The 15880-nt window shown below is 76.5% G+C and carries 16 protein-coding genes; 8 read left to right on the top strand and 8 right to left on the bottom strand.

The annotated features are described in order from the left end of the window. Positions 1 to 224: 224 nt before the first annotated feature. Positions 225 to 1283, bottom strand: a complete 1059-nt coding sequence (locus IE98_RS0136305) for an ATP-dependent DNA ligase (RefSeq protein ID WP_030276253.1) — start codon at positions 1281 to 1283, stop codon at positions 225 to 227. Positions 1284 to 1351: 68 nt separating this feature from the next. Here IE98_RS0136305 and ligD point away from each other — a divergent pair, with 68 nt between their 5' ends. Together ligD and IE98_RS0136295 are read left to right on the top strand one after the other, a co-directional pair. Further along, entirely contained in the window at positions 1352 to 2350 is a 999-nt protein-coding gene (gene ligD / locus IE98_RS0136300; RefSeq protein ID WP_030276251.1) for a non-homologous end-joining DNA ligase, read from the top strand. Positions 2351 to 2607: 257 nt separating this feature from the next. Next, a complete protein-coding gene (locus tag IE98_RS0136295; protein WP_030276249.1) occupies positions 2608 to 3333 on the top strand; it encodes a hypothetical protein in 726 nt (241 codons plus the stop codon). A 40-nt stretch (positions 3334 to 3373) separates the two neighbouring features. On the opposite strand, the gene IE98_RS0136290 is transcribed toward IE98_RS0136295, so the two are convergent. Then, positions 3374 to 3919 (bottom strand): YrhB domain-containing protein, encoded by a 546-nt coding sequence (locus IE98_RS0136290; protein WP_052391445.1) that lies wholly within the window; start codon positions 3917 to 3919, stop codon positions 3374 to 3376. A gap of 33 nt (positions 3920 to 3952) precedes the next feature. Further along, positions 3953 to 4687, bottom strand: coding sequence for a histone deacetylase (locus IE98_RS0136285; protein WP_234443809.1), 735 nt, complete (start codon positions 4685 to 4687; stop codon positions 3953 to 3955). Positions 4688 to 4866: 179 nt separating this feature from the next. On the opposite strand from IE98_RS0136285, the gene IE98_RS0136280 reads away from it, so the two are divergent. Genes IE98_RS0136280 through IE98_RS0136270 form a run of 3 tightly spaced genes read left to right on the top strand, consistent with a single transcriptional unit; the run spans position 4867 to position 6487 of the window. Continuing rightward, positions 4867 to 5295, top strand: a complete 429-nt coding sequence (locus IE98_RS0136280) for a hypothetical protein (protein ID WP_030276244.1) — start codon at positions 4867 to 4869, stop codon at positions 5293 to 5295. 23 nt (positions 5296 to 5318) lie between these two features. Next, positions 5319 to 5522 (top strand): helix-turn-helix transcriptional regulator, encoded by a 204-nt coding sequence (locus IE98_RS0136275; RefSeq protein WP_324605832.1) that lies wholly within the window; start codon positions 5319 to 5321, stop codon positions 5520 to 5522. After that, entirely contained in the window at positions 5519 to 6487 is a 969-nt protein-coding gene (locus IE98_RS0136270) for an NAD(P)-dependent alcohol dehydrogenase (RefSeq protein WP_030276239.1), read from the top strand. Before IE98_RS0136275 ends, IE98_RS0136270 begins: the two co-directional genes overlap by 4 nt. A gap of 9 nt (positions 6488 to 6496) precedes the next feature. Here IE98_RS0136270 and IE98_RS0136265 read toward each other — a convergent pair whose 3' ends face one another. The 3 genes from IE98_RS0136265 to IE98_RS0136255 all read right to left on the bottom strand — a co-directional run bounded on the left by IE98_RS0136265 (position 6497) and on the right by IE98_RS0136255 (position 8999). Beyond that, positions 6497 to 7306, bottom strand: a complete 810-nt coding sequence (locus IE98_RS0136265) for an alpha/beta fold hydrolase (protein WP_030276237.1) — start codon at positions 7304 to 7306, stop codon at positions 6497 to 6499. A 108-nt stretch (positions 7307 to 7414) separates the two neighbouring features. Next, positions 7415 to 7909 (bottom strand): protein-tyrosine phosphatase family protein, encoded by a 495-nt coding sequence (locus tag IE98_RS0136260; protein WP_030276235.1) that lies wholly within the window; start codon positions 7907 to 7909, stop codon positions 7415 to 7417. 118 nt (positions 7910 to 8027) lie between these two features. After that, entirely contained in the window at positions 8028 to 8999 is a 972-nt protein-coding gene (locus IE98_RS0136255; RefSeq protein ID WP_030276233.1) for a MerR family transcriptional regulator, read from the bottom strand. A gap of 87 nt (positions 9000 to 9086) precedes the next feature. On the opposite strand from IE98_RS0136255, the gene IE98_RS0136250 reads away from it, so the two are divergent. Further along, on the top strand, positions 9087 to 10592 hold the full coding sequence (locus IE98_RS0136250) for a dienelactone hydrolase family protein (RefSeq protein WP_030276231.1): 1506 nt from the start codon (positions 9087 to 9089) through the stop codon (positions 10590 to 10592). A gap of 142 nt (positions 10593 to 10734) precedes the next feature. Continuing rightward, the gene (locus tag IE98_RS0136245; RefSeq protein WP_234443808.1) at positions 10735 to 11817 is read left to right on the top strand and encodes an alpha/beta hydrolase family protein; all 1083 of its coding nucleotides are present in this window, start codon (positions 10735 to 10737) and stop codon (positions 11815 to 11817) included. Between the two features lie 152 nt (positions 11818 to 11969). On the opposite strand, the gene IE98_RS0136240 is transcribed toward IE98_RS0136245, so the two are convergent. Then, positions 11970 to 12818 carry an SMP-30/gluconolactonase/LRE family protein gene (locus tag IE98_RS0136240; protein WP_030276228.1) on the bottom strand — a complete coding sequence of 283 codons (849 nt, stop codon included), beginning with the start codon at positions 12816 to 12818 and terminating at the stop codon, positions 11970 to 11972. Between the two features lie 131 nt (positions 12819 to 12949). After that, positions 12950 to 14125: an 8-amino-7-oxononanoate synthase gene (locus IE98_RS0136235; protein WP_052391444.1), complete on the bottom strand. Its 1176-nt coding sequence runs from the start codon at positions 14123 to 14125 to the stop codon at positions 12950 to 12952. Positions 14126 to 14265: 140 nt separating this feature from the next. On the opposite strand from IE98_RS0136235, the gene IE98_RS0136230 reads away from it, so the two are divergent. Continuing rightward, positions 14266 to 15846: a PucR family transcriptional regulator gene (locus IE98_RS0136230; protein ID WP_234443807.1), complete on the top strand. Its 1581-nt coding sequence runs from the start codon at positions 14266 to 14268 to the stop codon at positions 15844 to 15846. The last annotated feature ends 34 nt before the right edge of the window (positions 15847 to 15880 follow it).

The raw sequence follows: 15880 nt of genomic DNA, 5'->3' as shown, positions 1-15880 counted from the left end.
GGGTGGGGTGGCGTCGGGTGGGGGCGTGGGGTGGGCAGCCTTACGGAACGCCCGCAACCTGCTGCGATACAGTGGGAGCGCTCCCACTACAGCCGGGCGGGGTGGTGCCGGCAGGCAGCGGGCGGCGTCCATGGTGTCTGTGCCGCCGCGTCCGTGTCAATGCACAACGCGGCTATCCGGCAGCGGAGTTGGCGATGAGAGCGGCCCGGAGCCGGGCCCGCGGGTCAGCGGAGGATGTCCGACAGGTCGTAGGAGACCGGCTCCTCCAGCTGCTCGTAGGTGCAGCTGACCGGCTCGCGGTCGGGGCGCCAGTGGCGGAACTGGGTGGTGTGCCGGAAGCGGGTGCCCTCCATGTGGTCGTACGCCACCTCGATGACCCGCTCGGGGCGCAGCGGCACCCAGGAGAGGTCCTTGGTGCCCGTCCAGCGGCTGACGGCGCCGGGCAGCCGGGAGGAGGCCTGGGCGCTCTCGTCGGCCCAGGCCGCCCAGGGGTGGCCGGTGAGGTCGTCGAGCCTCAACGGGGCCAGTTCCTCGACCAGTTCGCGGCGGCGGGCCACCGGGAAGGAAGCGCAGACGCCGACGTGCTGCAGCTGTCCGTCGGTGTCGTAGAGGCCGAGCAGCAGGGAGCCGACGATCGGTCCGCTCTTGTGCTCGCGGTAGCCGGCGAGGACGCAGTCGGCCGTCCGCTGGTGCTTGATCTTGAAGAGGGTGCGCTCGCCGGCCGCGTACGGGCCGTCCAGTGGTTTGGCGATCACGCCGTCCAGTCCGGCGCCCTCGTACTGGGCGAACCAGGTCCGGGCCAGGTCGATATCGGTCGCGGCGGGCGCCAGGTGGACGGGGGCGGAGGCGTCGGCCAGGGCCGTCTCCAGGGCGCTGCGGCGCTCGGCGAGCGGGCGGTCGGCGAGGGCGGTGTCGTCCAGGGCCAGCAGGTCGAAGGCGACGAACGAGGCGGGGGTGCGTTCGGCGAGGGTGCGGACCCGGGAGGCCGCCGGGTGGATGCGTTCCAGCAGTTCCTCGAAGCGCAGCCGGCCCTCGCGGGCGATCACGATCTCGCCGTCGACCACGCAGCGGGGCGGCAGCTCGCGGCGGAAGGCCTCCACCAGTTCGGGGAAGTACCGCGTGAGCGTCTTGGTGGTGCGGCTGCCGATCTCGACCTCGTCGCCGTCGCGGAAGACGATCGCGCGGAAGCCGTCCCACTTGGCCTCGTACTGCATGCCGGGCGGGATCTCGGCCACCGCCTTGGCGAGCATCGGCTGCACGGGCGGCATCACGGGAAGGTCCATGCTCCGATCGTCGCCGCACGTCGCACGGCCCGCGCGCCGGATGCGGGGGGCCCGCCTAGCGTGGGGGCATGGTCTCGACAGCGGTTGAACTGGAGGCGGGCGGCCGGCCGGTCCGGCTCTCCAACCCCGACAAGGTCTACTATCCGGCGCGCGGCTTCACCAAGCGGGACGTCGCCGAGTACTACCTGGCGGTCGCGCCGGGCGTGCTGCGCGGGCTGCGGGACCGGCCGACCACGCTGCAGCGGTTCCCGGACGGCGTCGAGGGCGAGTTCTTCTACCAGAAGCGGGCGCCCAAGGGCCTGCCGGACTGGCTGCCGACCGCCCGGATCGTCTTCCCCAGCGGGCGCAGCGCCGACGAGATCTGCCCGACCGAGCCGGCCGCGGTGCTGTGGGCAGCCAACCTCGGGTGCCTGACCTTCCACCCCTGGCCGGTGCGCCGCACCGACACCGAGCACCCGGACGAGCTGCGGATCGACCTCGACCCGCAGCCGGGCACCGACTTCCACGACGCCGTGAGCGCCGCGCACGAGCTGCGCGCCCTGCTGGAGGAGCTGGGGCTGCGCGGCTGGCCGAAGACCTCGGGCGGGCGCGGGCTGCACGTCTACGTGCCGGTCGAGCCGCGCTGGACGTTCACCGACTGCCGGCACGCCGTGATCGCGCTCGGCCGGGAGCTGGAGCGCCGGATGCCCGGACGGGTGACCACCGCCTGGTGGAAGGAGGAGCGCGGCGAGCGGATCTTCGTGGACTACAACCAGATGGCCCGCGACCGGACGATCGCCTCGCCGTACTCGCTGCGGGCCCGGCCCGAGGCCACCGCCTCCGCCCCGCTGCGCTGGGAGGAGCTGGACGACGTCGTCCCGCAGGACTTCGACCTGCGGACCCTGCCCGCGCGCTTCGCCGAACTCGGTGACCTGCACGCCGAGATGGACGACTTCGCGTTCGACCTGGACCCGCTGCTGGAGCTGTTCGCGCAGCAGGCCGCGGGCGACCTGCCCTACCCGCCGGACCATCCGAAGATGCCGGGCGAGCCGATGCGGGTGCAGCCCAGCCGGGCGAAGAAGGACTGAGCGCGGGTCGGGAGCCCGGGCGCGGACCGGGCGGCGGGCGGGCAGGAACCGTCCGGAACCGTCGGATCCGGTCGATCCGCGCCGGTTCCGAACGTCGCCCCTGCGCCGGCCCGGTGCGTGGCTACGCTCGCGCACCTGACACCGCTTCGGGAGGGGACGGCGAGATGGGCGGGACCACGACGTGCGGCAAGTGCGCGGCCACCAAGGTGCCGAAGCGGCCCTGCCCGGGCTGCGGCGACGAGGGCTGACCCGGACCGGTGGACGCGTACGAGGAGCTGCTGGTGCTGGCCCGCGGCACCGCCCGGACGCTGCTGGCGCAGGGCGTCGCGCCGCTGTCGTTCCGGGACGACGGGGGTGCCGCGGTGGACGGCTGGGTGGTCGACCGGCTGCCCGCCTGGGACCGGGGCGGGGCCGTGGTGCAGGCGCGCCGGACGGAGGTGCGCAGCAGCTGTGCGCTCGTCCTGGACGTGGACGGGCGGTTCCACCGCTACCGGGACAGCTCGGTGCGGGCGTCCGGTGCGGGTGGCCGGGCGGTGGTCACGCGCCGGCTGGAGCTCTCGCCGGCCAGTGCGCGGACGCTGGTCGCGCTCGGACCCGGCCGGCCCTTCGACCAGGTGACGGTGCTGCTGGAGCAGTTGCCGTGGACGGCCGTGCCGCACCGGCCCGCCGTCCGTCCGCAGCCGGTGGCCGCGCCCCCGCCCCCGGCTCCGGTTCCGGCGGTGCCCTCCTGGGCGCGGCGGGCGGAGCCGGCACCGGTAGCCGGCGTCCCTGCGGCCGGGCGCGGGCGTACCGCCACGGTCACCGGGGCGCTGCTCGGATTCGCCGCCGGGTGCATCGGCGCGGCCGCCGCCACCCCGGTCTGCGCCGCCCTGACGGACGGTGCCGCCCGGCAGATCGCCTGCCTCACCGCGACCGGGGTCTGTGTGACGGTCGGCACCGCACTGGGCGCCGTCCGCGGACGCCGCACGGCTGCGTCGGACTGACGGCCGCGGGTACGTCCGTCGGGGAGCGGCCGGCCGGCCGTCAGTCGAGGGGCTGTCCGGCCGGGCCGGTGACGCGGAGGATGTCGGTGCGCAGCCACGTGTCGCCCGGCCGGGTCGCCTGCACCAGGTCCTCCGACGGCCGGACGCCCTGGGCCACTGCCGTCACATAGGCCTTGGCCTCGGCGACGACCAGCTGCGGGAAGAGGCGGCGCAGTTGCTGCATCGCCGCGACCGGGCCCGCGGTCCGCGCCAGGTCGCGGATCTCGATCACCACCGGGTCGTCGTCCGTCCCGCCCAGGACCTCGCGGCGGTAGAACGTCTGCCAGTCGTCGTCCAGGCAGGTGGTGCGGACGAAGTGCAGGCTGCCGTCCCGCCGGTCCACCAGGTACGGCCCGCTCGGGAAGCTGTCGCGCACGTTCCGGGTGAGCAGCCACGTCACCGACTGGCAGAAGACCAGCCAGCCAACGCCGTGTTCCTCGACCCGGTGCACGGCGAACTCGGGCAGCCGCGCCATCCACTTCTCGGTCAGCCGGTCGCGGGCCAGTCGGGCCTCCACCAGTTCGACCGCACGCTCCTCGGTGATCACCGTTCCAGTCTCCTCGGCCGGGCAACCGGATTGTCACGGCTCCGAACGGGCCCGGAGGGCGGCGAGCAGGGAGTCCGGGGTCCAGCGGCCGGCGGCGCCGGGGCGGGTGCTGAGGTAGGCGGCGGCACGCCGGGCGGGCCAGCCGTGGGACTCGGCGAGGCCGGCGGCGAGGTGGCGCAGGTAGCCGGCCGAGGGGTGGCTGAGCGGCGCCTCGCTGCTGCGTCCGGCGGCGGTGAAGGTGACCACGGGGTGGCCGTCGAGGGTACCCGGGCAGACCAGGGTCTCGTAGCGGCCCGGGCCGAGGGTGGAGCGGCCGTCGCGGAGGGCGGCCGCCAGGCCCGGTGCGGTCGACGCGCGGGGGGTGCGGTGCATCTCCTGGGCGGCGATGTCGAGCAGTTGGTCCAGGGTCAGCAGGTAGCCGCGGGCGGGCAGTTCGCCGTCGTCCCGGGCGTCGAGGAAGGCCATGCCGCCGCCCCAGACCAGGGACTTCCGGGCGAAGTAGAGCCGGCCGGGCAGCAGCAGCGGCAGGTCCGCCGCGGGCGGGCGCGGGTCGCGGCAGCCGGGGTAGCGGCGGGTGGCGCCGGGCGGGCTGCCGCCCGCGAGGTAGGCGTGCAGCCGGGACCGGCGCATGTTGGAGCCGTACGCGGCGTACCAGACCGGCCGACTCAGGTCGACCGGGTCGGCCGGGTCCACCAGCCCGGCGGGGTCGAGGAGTTCGGGTGGCCGCAGCGGGTGCGGGCGGGGCCGGCGCGGTACGGGGGTGCCCATGCCCGATGATGCGCGGGCCGGCGGCGGGCCCGGCGTCGGCCCGCCGGGCGGGGCTGCGGCTTCACTCGTCCGGCGGGAGCGTGTGCGCCGGCTCCGGCGCGGTTCCGGCGCGGCTCCGACGGGGCTCGGCGAGGTAAAGAATCTTTGACACGATGTCCGGTCTGTTTTACCTTGCTGACATGGCAGTCGAAGAGAAGCGGGCCTGGATCATGCTCCTGGTCACGCTCTGCAGCTATGCCGCGTACGTGGCCACCGTCCTCGGTGGCGCCGGCTCCGGGCCGCTCACCGCCGCGCCGTACCGGGCGGCCCTGCTCTGGAGCGTCGGCCTCGCGATCGCGGCCTCGGTCGTCCTGCACATCGCGGTCTCGATCGCCGCGAAGGAGGGCGGCCGGCAGAAGGACCAGCGGGACCGCGAGATCCACCGGTTCGGCGACCACGTCGGCCAGTCCTTCCTGGCGATCGGCGGGGTGGCCGTGCTCGTCCTGGCCATGGCCCGGGCCGACCACTTCTGGATCGCCAACGCGGCCTACCTGGCTTTCGTCCTCTCGGCCCTGTTCGGCTCGGCCGCGAAGATCGACGCCTACCGGCGGGGATTCGGCCCGTGGTGAAGCCGACCAAGGTCACCAACAGCATCCGCGCGCTCCGGTTCGCCCACGGGGAGATGACCCAGGCGGCGCTGGCCGAGCGGATCGGCGTGACCCGACAGACCGTCATCGCCATCGAGCAGGGCCGGTACTCGCCCTCGCTGGAGATGGCGTTCCAGATCGCCCGGGTGTTCGGCGTCGCACTCGACGACGTCTTCCAGTACCCGGAAACCGAGGGGGAGGCAGAGTGAAGGCCGTGGTGCAGGACAGGTACGGCGAGGCCGAGGTGCTGCAGGTCAGGGAGATCGAGCGGCCGCGGCCGGGGGCGGACGAGGTCCTCGTCCGGGTGCACGCGGCCGGGGTCGATCCGGGCGTCTGGCACCTGATGGCGGGTCTCCCCCACCCCGTGCGGCTGGCGTCCGGGCTGCGCACCCCGCGCAACCCCGTCCGCGGGCTGGACGCCGCCGGGGTGGTCGAGGAGGTCGGCGCGAACGTCAGCACCCTCCGGCCCGGTGACGAGGTGTTCGGCGTCTGCGAGGGAGCGTTCGCCGAGTACGCCGTCGCCAGGCCGGAACGGCTCGCGGCCAAGCCCGCCGGGCTCGGCTTCGAACAGGCCGCGGCCCTGCCGATCTCCGGCTGCACCGCCCTGCAGGCCCTGCGCGACACCGGCGGGCTCCGGGCCGGGCAGCGCGTCCTGGTGATCGGCGCGGCCGGCGGCGTCGGCTCGTTCGCCGTGCAGATCGCCAGGCTGCTCGGTGCGGAGGTCACCGGGGTGTGCAGCACCGCCAAGACCGAACTCGTCCGCTCCCTCGGCGCCGACCGGGTCCTCGACTACACCCGCGAGGAGATCACCGAGGGCGGGCACCGCTACGACCTCGTCCTCGACACCGCGGGCAACCGGCCGCTCTCGCTGCTGCGGCAGGCCCTCACCCCGCGCGGCACCCTGGTCATCGTGGGCGGTGAGGGCGGCAGCGGCTGGCTGCAGGGCCTCGACCGGCAGCTGCGGGCGCTCGCGCTCTCGCCCTTCGTCGGGCAGCGGCTGCGGACGCTGGTCGCGCAGACCCGGACGGCGGACCTGCGGCACCTGGCCGAGGCCGTCGAGCAGGGCCGGCTGGCGCCCGTCCTCGACCGCGGATACCCGCTGGAGCGGGCGGCGGACGCGGTACGGCACGTCCACACCGGACACGCCCGCGGCAAGGTGGTGCTCACGGTGTGACGGCGGCCGTCAGCGGTCCGGGCCGAGGACGGCGTCGGCGATCAGGCGGGCCACCGCCGCAGGCTGTTCCACCATCACCAGGTGGCCGCTGTCCGCGACCGTCTCCAGGGTGACGGAGGGGCAGGCCTCCAGTGCGGCGCGCTCCTCGTCGGTGAGCCCGACCTCGTCCCGGTCGCCGCGCACCACCCACGCCGGGACGCCCGCCCCGCACAGCCGCGGGACGAGCGAGCCGTGCCGGTCCAGGTAGGCGAAGTACTCGGTCATCGCCCGGCGGCAGAAGGCCGCCGAGTTCCTCTTCAGGTCGGCGAGCAGCGGCGCCCGCCGCGGCTCCGGGATGCTGTCCGCCAGCGCCTTGGGGACCAGCCGCAGCATCGCCGGCCAGACCGCCGCACCGAGGCCCGGCACCCGGCCGAGCCTGGTCGCGACCGCGAGCGCCGTGGACTCGTCCGGCCGCGAGAAGGTCGGCGAGAGCAGCACCACCGGCCCGGCGAAGTGCCCGCCGCCGACCATCTCCAGCGCGATGTTGGCGCCGACGCTGTGGCCGACCACGGCCGTGCAGCGGTGCTCGGCGGCGAAGGCGGCGGTGATCGCCGCGTAGTTCTCCATCGAGACGTCGCGCGGCGCGACCGTCCCGGCATGACCCGGGACGGTCACCGCCACCAGCCGGACGGGCGCCCCGGCGAGCGGCTCGGCGGCCATCAGGTCCTCGTAGAAGGCCGTGCTGCACAGGCCGCCGGGCAGCAGCAGCACCCGGTGCGGGGCGTCGGCCGGCCCCGACTCCCGGACGTCCCAGGCGTGGAACTGCGCGGCACCGCTCACGGCTCGGCCCTCCGTCTCGCTCGACCACACCAGTCTCCCGCGGCCCCGGCCCCCGGCCCCCGACCCTGCGCCGAACGCGGCATGTCGGGCCGCCGGGGTGCCGGCCGGTCAGTCCGGGAGCGGGAGCAGCAGGCCCGCGGGCCACGCCCGCTGGGCGGGGGTGTCGGGGACGGTGAGGCCGCGGGCCTGTTCGAGGGCGGTCCAGGCGGTGTCGGGTGGGGTGCCGCCGAGGACGAGGAGGGAGACGGCGAGCAGGGAGGCGCGGCCGATGCCGGCCCGGCAGTGCGTCACCACGTGGGCGCCCCGGTGGAGTCGGGAGGTCAGGCGGTGGAGGGCGGGAAGCACGGCGGCCGGGTCGGGGACCGTCCGGTCGGGGACCGGGAGGGCGACGTACTCCAGTCCGGCGGCGGCCGCGAGGGCGGGCTCGGCGGTGAGGCCGAGTTCGTCGAGTTCGTCCGCGGTGAGGGCGCAGACCAGGACGTCCGCACCGGCGGCGGCCAGCGCGGCCATCTCGTCCGGCAGCCAGTCGTGGCCACGGGGACGGGCCATGGTGCTGAGCCGGCCGGGTCCGGGCAGGTCGATCGTGAACAGGGAAGCGCGCACGGCGGCACCGCATTTCGCTCGGGAGGGGTGGGCCCCGGGCGGGGACGTCGGGCGGCGCTCGGAGACCTGACGGATCGTCGAGGGAGCGGGGCGCCCGCGTGGCGGCCACGGGGTGGGGTCAGCGTAGCGCGGTGTCCGGCCCGGCGGTTCGGGCCGGGTCGGCGGCCAGGGCGGCGCGGAGCCAGTCGTGGGCGGCGCCGAGGGTGGGGGTGGACGGGTCGGCGAGTTCGCCGGCGAGCTGCCAGTAGCGGTCCATCACCGGGTGGGCGAGGGCGTCGAGGCGGTGGACGAGCAGGCGGCGGAAGTGCGGGGTGTCCCGGTCTCCGTGGGCGCCCGCGTAGGCGGCGACGAAGCAGTCGAGCGCCTCGCCCGGCTGCGGTGCACCCCCGGCGAGGAGCGCGGGGGCGGCCAGCTCGTACGCCTCGCCGAGGCCGTCGTAGAGCACCGTCGGGCGGTAGCTGCGGGCGTCGGCCGGTGGGGGCGGCGCGTCGCTGCCGCCGGCGGGGCAGGGCATGGTGGCGAGGGCGTGCAGCCGGGCGAAGGCCAGCACCTGGGCCGGCCGCGGCTCGGCGGGCGGCTGCGGCACCGCCGCGTCGACGATCCACCGGGTCTGCCGGGGGGACAGCCCGACGGGCAGCACCCGCCGCCAGTACCGGGCCAGGGCGGTGGTGTCGGGCGGGGTGGCGACCGCCCCGATCAGCCGCAGCCGTTCGGTGCGCTCCTCGGCGGTGCAGTCGCGCAGCAGGTGCAGGGCGGCCTCCCGCCAGCGCAGCGCGGCGAGGCGGGTGCCGAGCTCCGCCAACTGCCGGGCGACGGCGTCCTCCAGCGCGTCGGCCCCGTCGTCCCCGTCGGCCCCGTCGTCCTGCCGGCGCAGGACGCGGTCGATCTCGGGGACGGGCAGGTCGAGGGCGCGCAGCGAGCGGATCAGCCGCAACCGGTCGAGCGCCTCAGGCCCGTACCTGCGGTGGCCGCCGGTGCTGCGGGCGGCTTCGGGCAGCAGGCCGCGGTCGGAGTAGAAGCGGACGGTCTTCACCGTCACGCGGGCCCGCCCGGCGAGTTCCCCGATGCTCCACAGGTCGTCCAGGGCCACGACTTGAACCTCCCTCAGGGGGAGTTCCTACCGTACCGGCACACGTCGGCGGCCGACCGGGCCGCCGGCACGGGCGTGGAGGCGACGATGGCGGTGTTCGTCCTGGTGTCGGACTGGTTCACGGGCGGCTGGATCTGGGCGGAGGCGGCGGAGCGGCTGCGTGCCTCCGGGGCGGAGGTGCATCCGGTGACGCTGACGGGCACGGCCGGGTCGGCCGAGCCGGCGCCGCCCGGCACGGACCTGGAGACGCACGTCGGGGACGTCCTGCGGGTGGTCGACGGCCTGGCCGCACCGGAGGTGGTGCTGGTCGGCCACGGCTACGGCATCCATCCGGTGCTGGGCGCCGCCGACCGGCGTCCGGAGCGGGTCGCCCGGATCGTGCACCTGGACGCGGGCATGCCCGGGGACGGCGACACGGCGGCGCAGTCGGTACCGGACCCGGACGTCCGGGCGCGGCTGCTCGCCGTGGACCCGGGCACCGGCCCGGTGCCCCCGCCGACGGCGGACGGGTGGCGGCGCTGGGGCAGCACCGCGGGTCTGACGGACGAGGCGCTGACCCGGCTCACCGACCGCGCCGTCCCGCAGCCGGTCGGGACGCTCACCCGTCCGCTGAAGCTCTCGGGTGCCGCGGCCGCGCTGCCCTCCACCGGGATCCTGTGCACCGGCAGCGGCATGACGATCGCCATGCTCCGGGTGGTGGCCTCCGGCGACGACCCGGTCTCCCGGAAGCTCACCGACCCGGCGGTGCGCTTCTTCGAACTCGCCACCGGGCACTGGCCGATGCTCTCCTGCCCCGGCGAACTGGCCGAGGTGCTGCGGCAGGCCGCCGCCGGGGAGGGCCGCCGGATCGCTCCGGGCTCCGGCGTGCCGCCGCATCTGCGGCCCTTCGTGCTGGAGGTGCCGGAGCGGGTCCGCGAGCGCGTCGGCCGGGTCGACCTGTACCTCCCCGACGGCGCCGACCGCCGGGATCCGCGGCCCGCGGTGCTGTTCGTCCACGGCGGCCCGGTTCCGGCGGGGGCCCAGCCGACACCGCGGGACTGGCCAGGGCTGGTCGGCCACGCCCGGTACGCCGCCGAGCTGGGCGCGGTCGGCGCGGTGGTCGACCACCGGCTGCACGACTTCGCGGACTACCCGCGGGCGGCCGGGGACCTCGCGGCCGCCGTCGACCTGCTGCGCGCCGATCCGCGGGTCGACCCGGACCGCATCGCCCTGTGGTGCTTCTCCGGCGGCGGACTGCTGCTCGCGGACGCACTCGCCGCACCGGGGCCGTGGCTGCGGTGCGTGGCGGCGAGCTACCCCGTCCTCGCGCCGCTGCCGGCCTGGGGCCCGGTCAACCCCCGCTTCCGTCCCGTGGAGGCGGTCCGCGCGGCCGGCCGGCTGCCCGTCGTGCTGACCCGGGTCGGCCGGGAGAACCCCGCGATCGCCGCCGGTGTCGCGGAGTTCCTGGACGCGGCCGGGGTGTGCGGGGCCGCCGTCGAGGTCGTCGACCTGCCCGACGGGCCGCACGGCTTCGACACCGCCGAGCCCGGCGAGCCGTCGCGGCGGGCGGTGGAGCGGGCGATGCGGTCCGTCCTCGCCCACCTGCGCGCCTGAGCGACCCTCAGCGGTCTGCGGGGGGCGGGCGGTTGTCGGCGGGAACGGACGGTTGTTGGACGCGGGCGGGCGGGGCTTGGTCTGCTGGTTCTTCCGGCGGGACGGTTCCCGCCGCCCGTGCACCCGGCAAGCGAGGATCCCGATGACCGACAGCCCCGACCTCTCCTTCCTCGACGCTCCCGACGTGATGGCCGGCTACGCCGAGGAGACCCGACCGCGGGCGCACGGTGCCGGCCTCGACGTGTGGGAGTACGGGCGGGTCGCGGCCGGTGCGGCCTCGCTGCGCGAGTGGCCCGCCGCCTGCCGGGCGGCCGCGCGGCGGCACCTGGCGGTCGCGGAGGCCGCCGCGGCGGCGGGCCGGACCCGGACGGCCGGCGAGGCCTACCGGACGGCGGCCCGCTGGTTCCACGTCGGCGGGCTCGTCCCCGACCCGGACCGGGCGGCGGCCGCCCGGACGGCCGGTGCGGCGGACGGGGCGATGCGCTCGGCCCTCGCCCTCCTCGAACCGGACGCCGAGCGGGTCGAGGGCGAGGGCCTCGCCGGGTGGCTGCGGCGCCCGGCGGGTGTGCGGCGCGCGCCGGTGGTGGTGGTCGTGCCCGGACTGGACTCCGGCAAGGAGGAGTTCCACGCCGTGGCGGAGGCGCTGCTCGCCCGCGGCACGGCCGTCCTCGCGATCGACGGACCGGGCCAGGGCGTCCTGGCGACGACCAGCACCTTCGAACCGGACTACGGGAAGGTGATCGGCCGCGCCGTCGACCACCTGGCCGGCCGGGAGGGCCTCGACACCGAGGACGGCGTCGCGGTGATCGGGCTGAGCCTGGGCGGCTGGTTCGCCGCGGCCGCGGCCGCCCAGGAACGCCGGGTCCGGGCGGCCGCCCTGGTCAGCGGCCCGTACCGGCTGGACTGGGACGGACTCGTCCCCTTCGTCGTCGCCACCCTGGCCCAGCGCTGCGGCGGCCTCGCGGCGGCGAGGTCCTTCGCCGACCGGGTCGACATGGGCGAGATCACCGGGAAGCTCGACCTCCCGCTGCTGGTCGTCGAGGGCGGCAACGACCGGATCCCGGGCGTCACCAACGCCGACCTGCTGGCCCGTCAGCTCCCGAACGCCGAACTCCTGCTCGTCCCGCACGGCAACCACCTGCTCGGCACCGCCCTCCCCGACTGGCTGCCCGCCACCGCCGACTGGCTCGCCGACGCCGTCCGCACCGCGTCGCCGCGGTCCTGAACCCCGCCGGGACGCTCGCACGGCCGGGACAGCCGGACTCCGACGGCTCGATCGTCTGGTGGTCGTCCTGCGGACCCGATCCGGGCGAAGCCGTCAGGGGCCTGTGAGGTGACGGCCCGGCCGCGCCGGGTCTCCGGTGTCGGGGCACTCGGTCAGGGCCGCGGCGCCGGTGGGGCGGGGGCCGGGGTGGTGAGCAGGAGGCCGGTGCGGGCGGCGGTGGCGCCGGCGGTGCCGGTCCATTCGGCGGCGGTGATGTAGAGGGTCGGGGTGCCGTCGGGGGTGCCGAGGGCACAGGAGAAGCAGCCGCGGTCGGTCTCGACGGTCTGCAGGACCTCCCCGCCCTCGCGGACCCTGACGCAACGGCGGTCGGGCACGTCCGCGTACCAGAGGGCGCCCTCGGCGTCGAGGCTGATGCCGTCGGGGGCGGAGCCGTCGACCTCGGCCCAGGTGCGGCGGCCGGTCAGGCCGCCGTCGGGGGCGATGTCGAAGGCGGTGATCCGCGAGGCGTACGACTCGGCGACGAGCAGGGTGGCGCCGTCGGGGGTGAGGGCCATGCCGTTCGGGAAGCCCAGGTCGCCGGCGACGGTGCGGGCGGTGCCGTCGGGGGTGACGAGGGCGATCAGACCGGGGGCGGGCGGTTCGCCGGACATCAGGTCGAAGCCGATGCAGTTGGCGTAGGCGTTGCCGCGGCCGTCGGCGGCGACCTCGTTCCAGGGGCGGTCGCAGAGCGGGCGCAGGTCGGCGTACGGGGTGAGGGTGCCGTCCGGCTCGCGGCGCAGCAGGCGGCGGTCGCTGCCGGCGAGGACGAGCAGACGGCCGTCGGGCAGCGGGTCGATGCAGAACGGGAAGGCCTCGACCCGGCCGATGCTCTCGCGGGTGCCCTTGGCGTCGACGGTGATCAGCTCGTGGGCACCCCAGTCGCAGAACCAGAGCCGGTCGTCGTGCCAGCGGGGCGACTCGCCGAGGACGAGGCCGTCCAGGAGGACGCGGGGTGCGGTCACGGCGGTCTCCTCGCTGCGGACGGACGCGAGGCACCATCATGGCGAACGCGGGCGCCGCAGCCGGGCTGTGACGGTGCGTGTCGGTGCGTCCGGTCCGGGGGTGCCGCAGGCGGGCACCTCCGGAGCCGTCGTCAGGCGGGGCTGGTGGCCGCGATGATCCGGACGGCCTCGGTGATCTGGGCGTCCGTCAGGTCGCCGCGGGCGGTGAGACGGAGGCGGGAGATGCCGTCGGGCACGGACGGCGGGCGGAAGCAGCCGACGGCGAGTCCGGCGGTGCGGCAGTCGGCGGCCCACTGGACGGCGGCCTCAGGGCCGGGGGCGCGGACGGAGACCACGGCGGCGTCCGGCGCGGAGGCGTGCAGGCCGGCGGCGGTGAGGTGGGCGGCGAGCGTGTGGGCGACCTCGCGGGCGCGGTCGGCGCGGTGGGGTTCGGCCCGCAGCAGGCGCAGCGCGCCGAGCGCGGCGCCGACGGCGGCGGGCGCGAGGCCGGTGTCGAAGATGAAGGTGCGGGCGGTCTCGGTGAGGTGCCGGATGACGCGGCGGGGACCGAGGACGGCGCCGCCCTGGGAGCCGAGCGACTTGGAGAGGGTGACGGTCGCGACGGTGTCGGGTGCGCCGGCGAGTCCGACGGCGGCGAGGGCGCCGCGGCCGCCCTCGCCGAGGACGCCGAGGCCGTGGGCGTCGTCGACGAGCAGGGCGGCGCCGTGGGCGCGGGCGGCGGCGGAGTGGCCGGCGAGCGGGGCGGCGTTGCCGTCGACGGAGAAGACGGAGTCGGTGACGACGAGGGCCCGGCGGTGGCTGCGGGTGGCGAGCACCTCGCGGACGGCGTCCGGGTCGGCGTGCGGGGCGCGGTGGACGTCGCTGCGGGCGAGCCGGCAGCCGTCGATCAGCGAGGCGTGGTTGTACGCGTCGGAGACGATCAGGGTGTCCGGGTCGGTGAGCGCGGTGAGCGCGGCGAGGTTGGCGGCGTACCCGCTGGAGAACACCAGGGCGGCCTCGAAGCCGCAGAACTCGGCGAGTTCGTCCTCGAGTTCGGTGTGCAGCGCGGTGGTGCCGGTGACCAGGCGGGAGCCGGTCGCGCCGCCGCCCCAGCGGCGGGCGGCCTCGGCGGCGGCCTCCGTGACGGCGGGGTGGTGGACGAGGCCCAGGTAGTCGTTGCTCGCGAGGTCCAGCACCGGGTCGTCGGCGGGGCGGCTGCGCAGGGTGCGGGTGAGGCCGGCGCGGGCACGGAGGTCGGCGGCCTCGTCCAGCCAGTCGAAGACGGCGGCGGGCGCGAGGGTCGGCTGCGGCACGGTGGGGTGGACCATGGCCGCACTCTGGCACGGCGGCGCTACGGGCGGCAACGTGCGCCGGCCCACAGTGGCGGGTGTGTCGGGCCTGCCCCGGGCGGGGGGTGCTGCGCGTAGACTCCCCCGACCGGCCGGAGTCCTGGCAGTGGGGAGAGCTGGTGGAGAACCTCCGTCTGACCGTGCGGGACGTACTGGCGCTGGAGCTGGTCGCGCCGTGGGACGCGGAGGTGGTCGCCTGCCCGGACCGGCTGGACCGGGCGGTCCGCTGGCTGCACGTCGCGGAGGCGGCGGACGTCGGCGTGATGCTGACCGGCGGTGAGATGGTCCTGACCACGGGTCTGCTGCTGGCCGGTGACGAGCGGGAACAGGCCGCGTACATGGAGTCGATGCGGCGGGCCGGGGCCGCCGCGGTGGTGCTGGGGCTGGGGCGGGCGTTCTCGACGACGCCGGAGGCGATGCGGCGGGCGGCGCAGCGGTGCGGGGTGCCGCTGGTGGTGCTGCACCGGCCGGCGCCGTTCGCGCGGCTGACGGAGGAGGTGCACGCGCGGCTGCTGCACGGCCGGTACGCGGCGCTGGACCTGTCGGACCGGATGGGCGGTGCGCTGGCGGCGCTGAACCTGTCGGGGGTGCCGCTGCAGCGGCTGCTGGACGAGATCGCGGGGTTCGCCGGCTGTCCGGCGGTGGTGGTGAACCTGGCGCACCGGGTGCTCGCCTCGGCCGGGGAGCCGGGGGCGCTGGGCGATCTGCTGCGGGACTGGGACCGGGTGTCGCGGCAGGTCGCGGACCTGCTGGGGAACGGCCCGGTGACGCCCGGCCCGGACGGCTGGATCGTGGCCCGGCTGGAGGCGCGCGGCCGGCAGTGGGGGCACCTGGTGCTCTTCGGGCACCAGGGCGGCGAGGAGACCGGTCGGGTGCTGGGCCGGCTGGCGGCGGAGGCGCTGGCGGTGCACCGGCTGCTGGCGGACCCGGTGAGCGGCCGGCAGCGCGGCTGGGAGGACCAGGCGGCGGAGGCGCTGCTCGCGGACCTGGCCTCGGGGACGGCCCGGCCGGAGCAGTTGCTGCCGCGGTTCCGGGCGGCGGGGCTGCCGACCGAGCGGCGGACCTTCGTGCCGGTGGTGCTGCGGCCGCCGTCCGGGTCGCGGGTGGTCTGCGAGGCAGTGCGCCGGACGCTGGCCGACGAGGCGATGGCCGGGCTGGTGGCGCGGATCGGGCCGGACGGGGCGATCGCGGTGCTGCTGAGCGTGCCGCCGGAGCGCGACGCGGACGCGGAGGTGGACCGGCTGGCGGTGCGGCTGCAGGAGGGCGCCGCGGGGTCGGTGCTGGGGGCCGGTTTCGGCTGCCGGGTGCTGGACGAGGTGCGGCGGTCCTTCCTGGAGGCGGTGCACGTGGCGGACGCGGCGCTGGCCGGTCCGCCGTCCGGCACGGTGGCGCGGTTGCGGGACGTGCGGCTGCGCGGGCTGGTCCGGCTGCTGCGGGACGAGCCGGAGCTGCAGGCGTTCATCGGGCGCGAGCTGGGCCCGCTGCTGGGGCACCGGGAGTTGCTGGACGTGCTGCGCACCTACCTGCGGACGGGCCGGAACAAGTCGCTGGCGGCGCAGGAGCAGCACGTGAGCCGGCCGGCGATGTACCGGCGGCTGCAGAGCATCGAGTCGCTGCTGGGGATCGACCTGGACGACCTGGAACAGCTGACCTCGCTGTACGTGGCGCTGCTGGCGCACGACGCGCAGCGCGGCCCGTAGCCGCACCCGCGGGCCGGCCGTCGGGGCGGGTTTG

It is taken from the genome of Streptomyces sp. NRRL B-24484, assembly GCF_000717715.1.
Taxonomy (GTDB): domain Bacteria; phylum Actinomycetota; class Actinomycetes; order Streptomycetales; family Streptomycetaceae; genus Kitasatospora.
This window is presented reverse-complemented; position numbering and strand designations above follow the sequence as displayed.

Excerpts from the sequence above, each read along its gene's own strand:
- IE98_RS0136305 (WP_030276253.1), bottom strand. The coding sequence starts at position 1,283 with ATGGACCTTCCCGTGATGCCGCCCGTGCAGCCGATGCTCGCCAAGGCG.
- ligD (WP_030276251.1), top strand. The coding sequence starts at position 1,352 with ATGGTCTCGACAGCGGTTGAACTGGAGGCGGGCGGCCGGCCGGTCCGG.
- IE98_RS0136285 (WP_234443809.1), bottom strand. The coding sequence starts at position 4,687 with ATGGGCACCCCCGTACCGCGCCGGCCCCGCCCGCACCCGCTGCGGCCA.
- IE98_RS0136280 (WP_030276244.1), top strand. The coding sequence starts at position 4,867 with ATGGCAGTCGAAGAGAAGCGGGCCTGGATCATGCTCCTGGTCACGCTC.
- IE98_RS0136250 (WP_030276231.1), top strand. The coding sequence starts at position 9,087 with ATGGCGGTGTTCGTCCTGGTGTCGGACTGGTTCACGGGCGGCTGGATC.
- IE98_RS0136245 (WP_234443808.1), top strand. The coding sequence starts at position 10,735 with ATGACCGACAGCCCCGACCTCTCCTTCCTCGACGCTCCCGACGTGATG.
- IE98_RS0136235 (WP_052391444.1), bottom strand. The coding sequence starts at position 14,125 with ATGGTCCACCCCACCGTGCCGCAGCCGACCCTCGCGCCCGCCGCCGTC.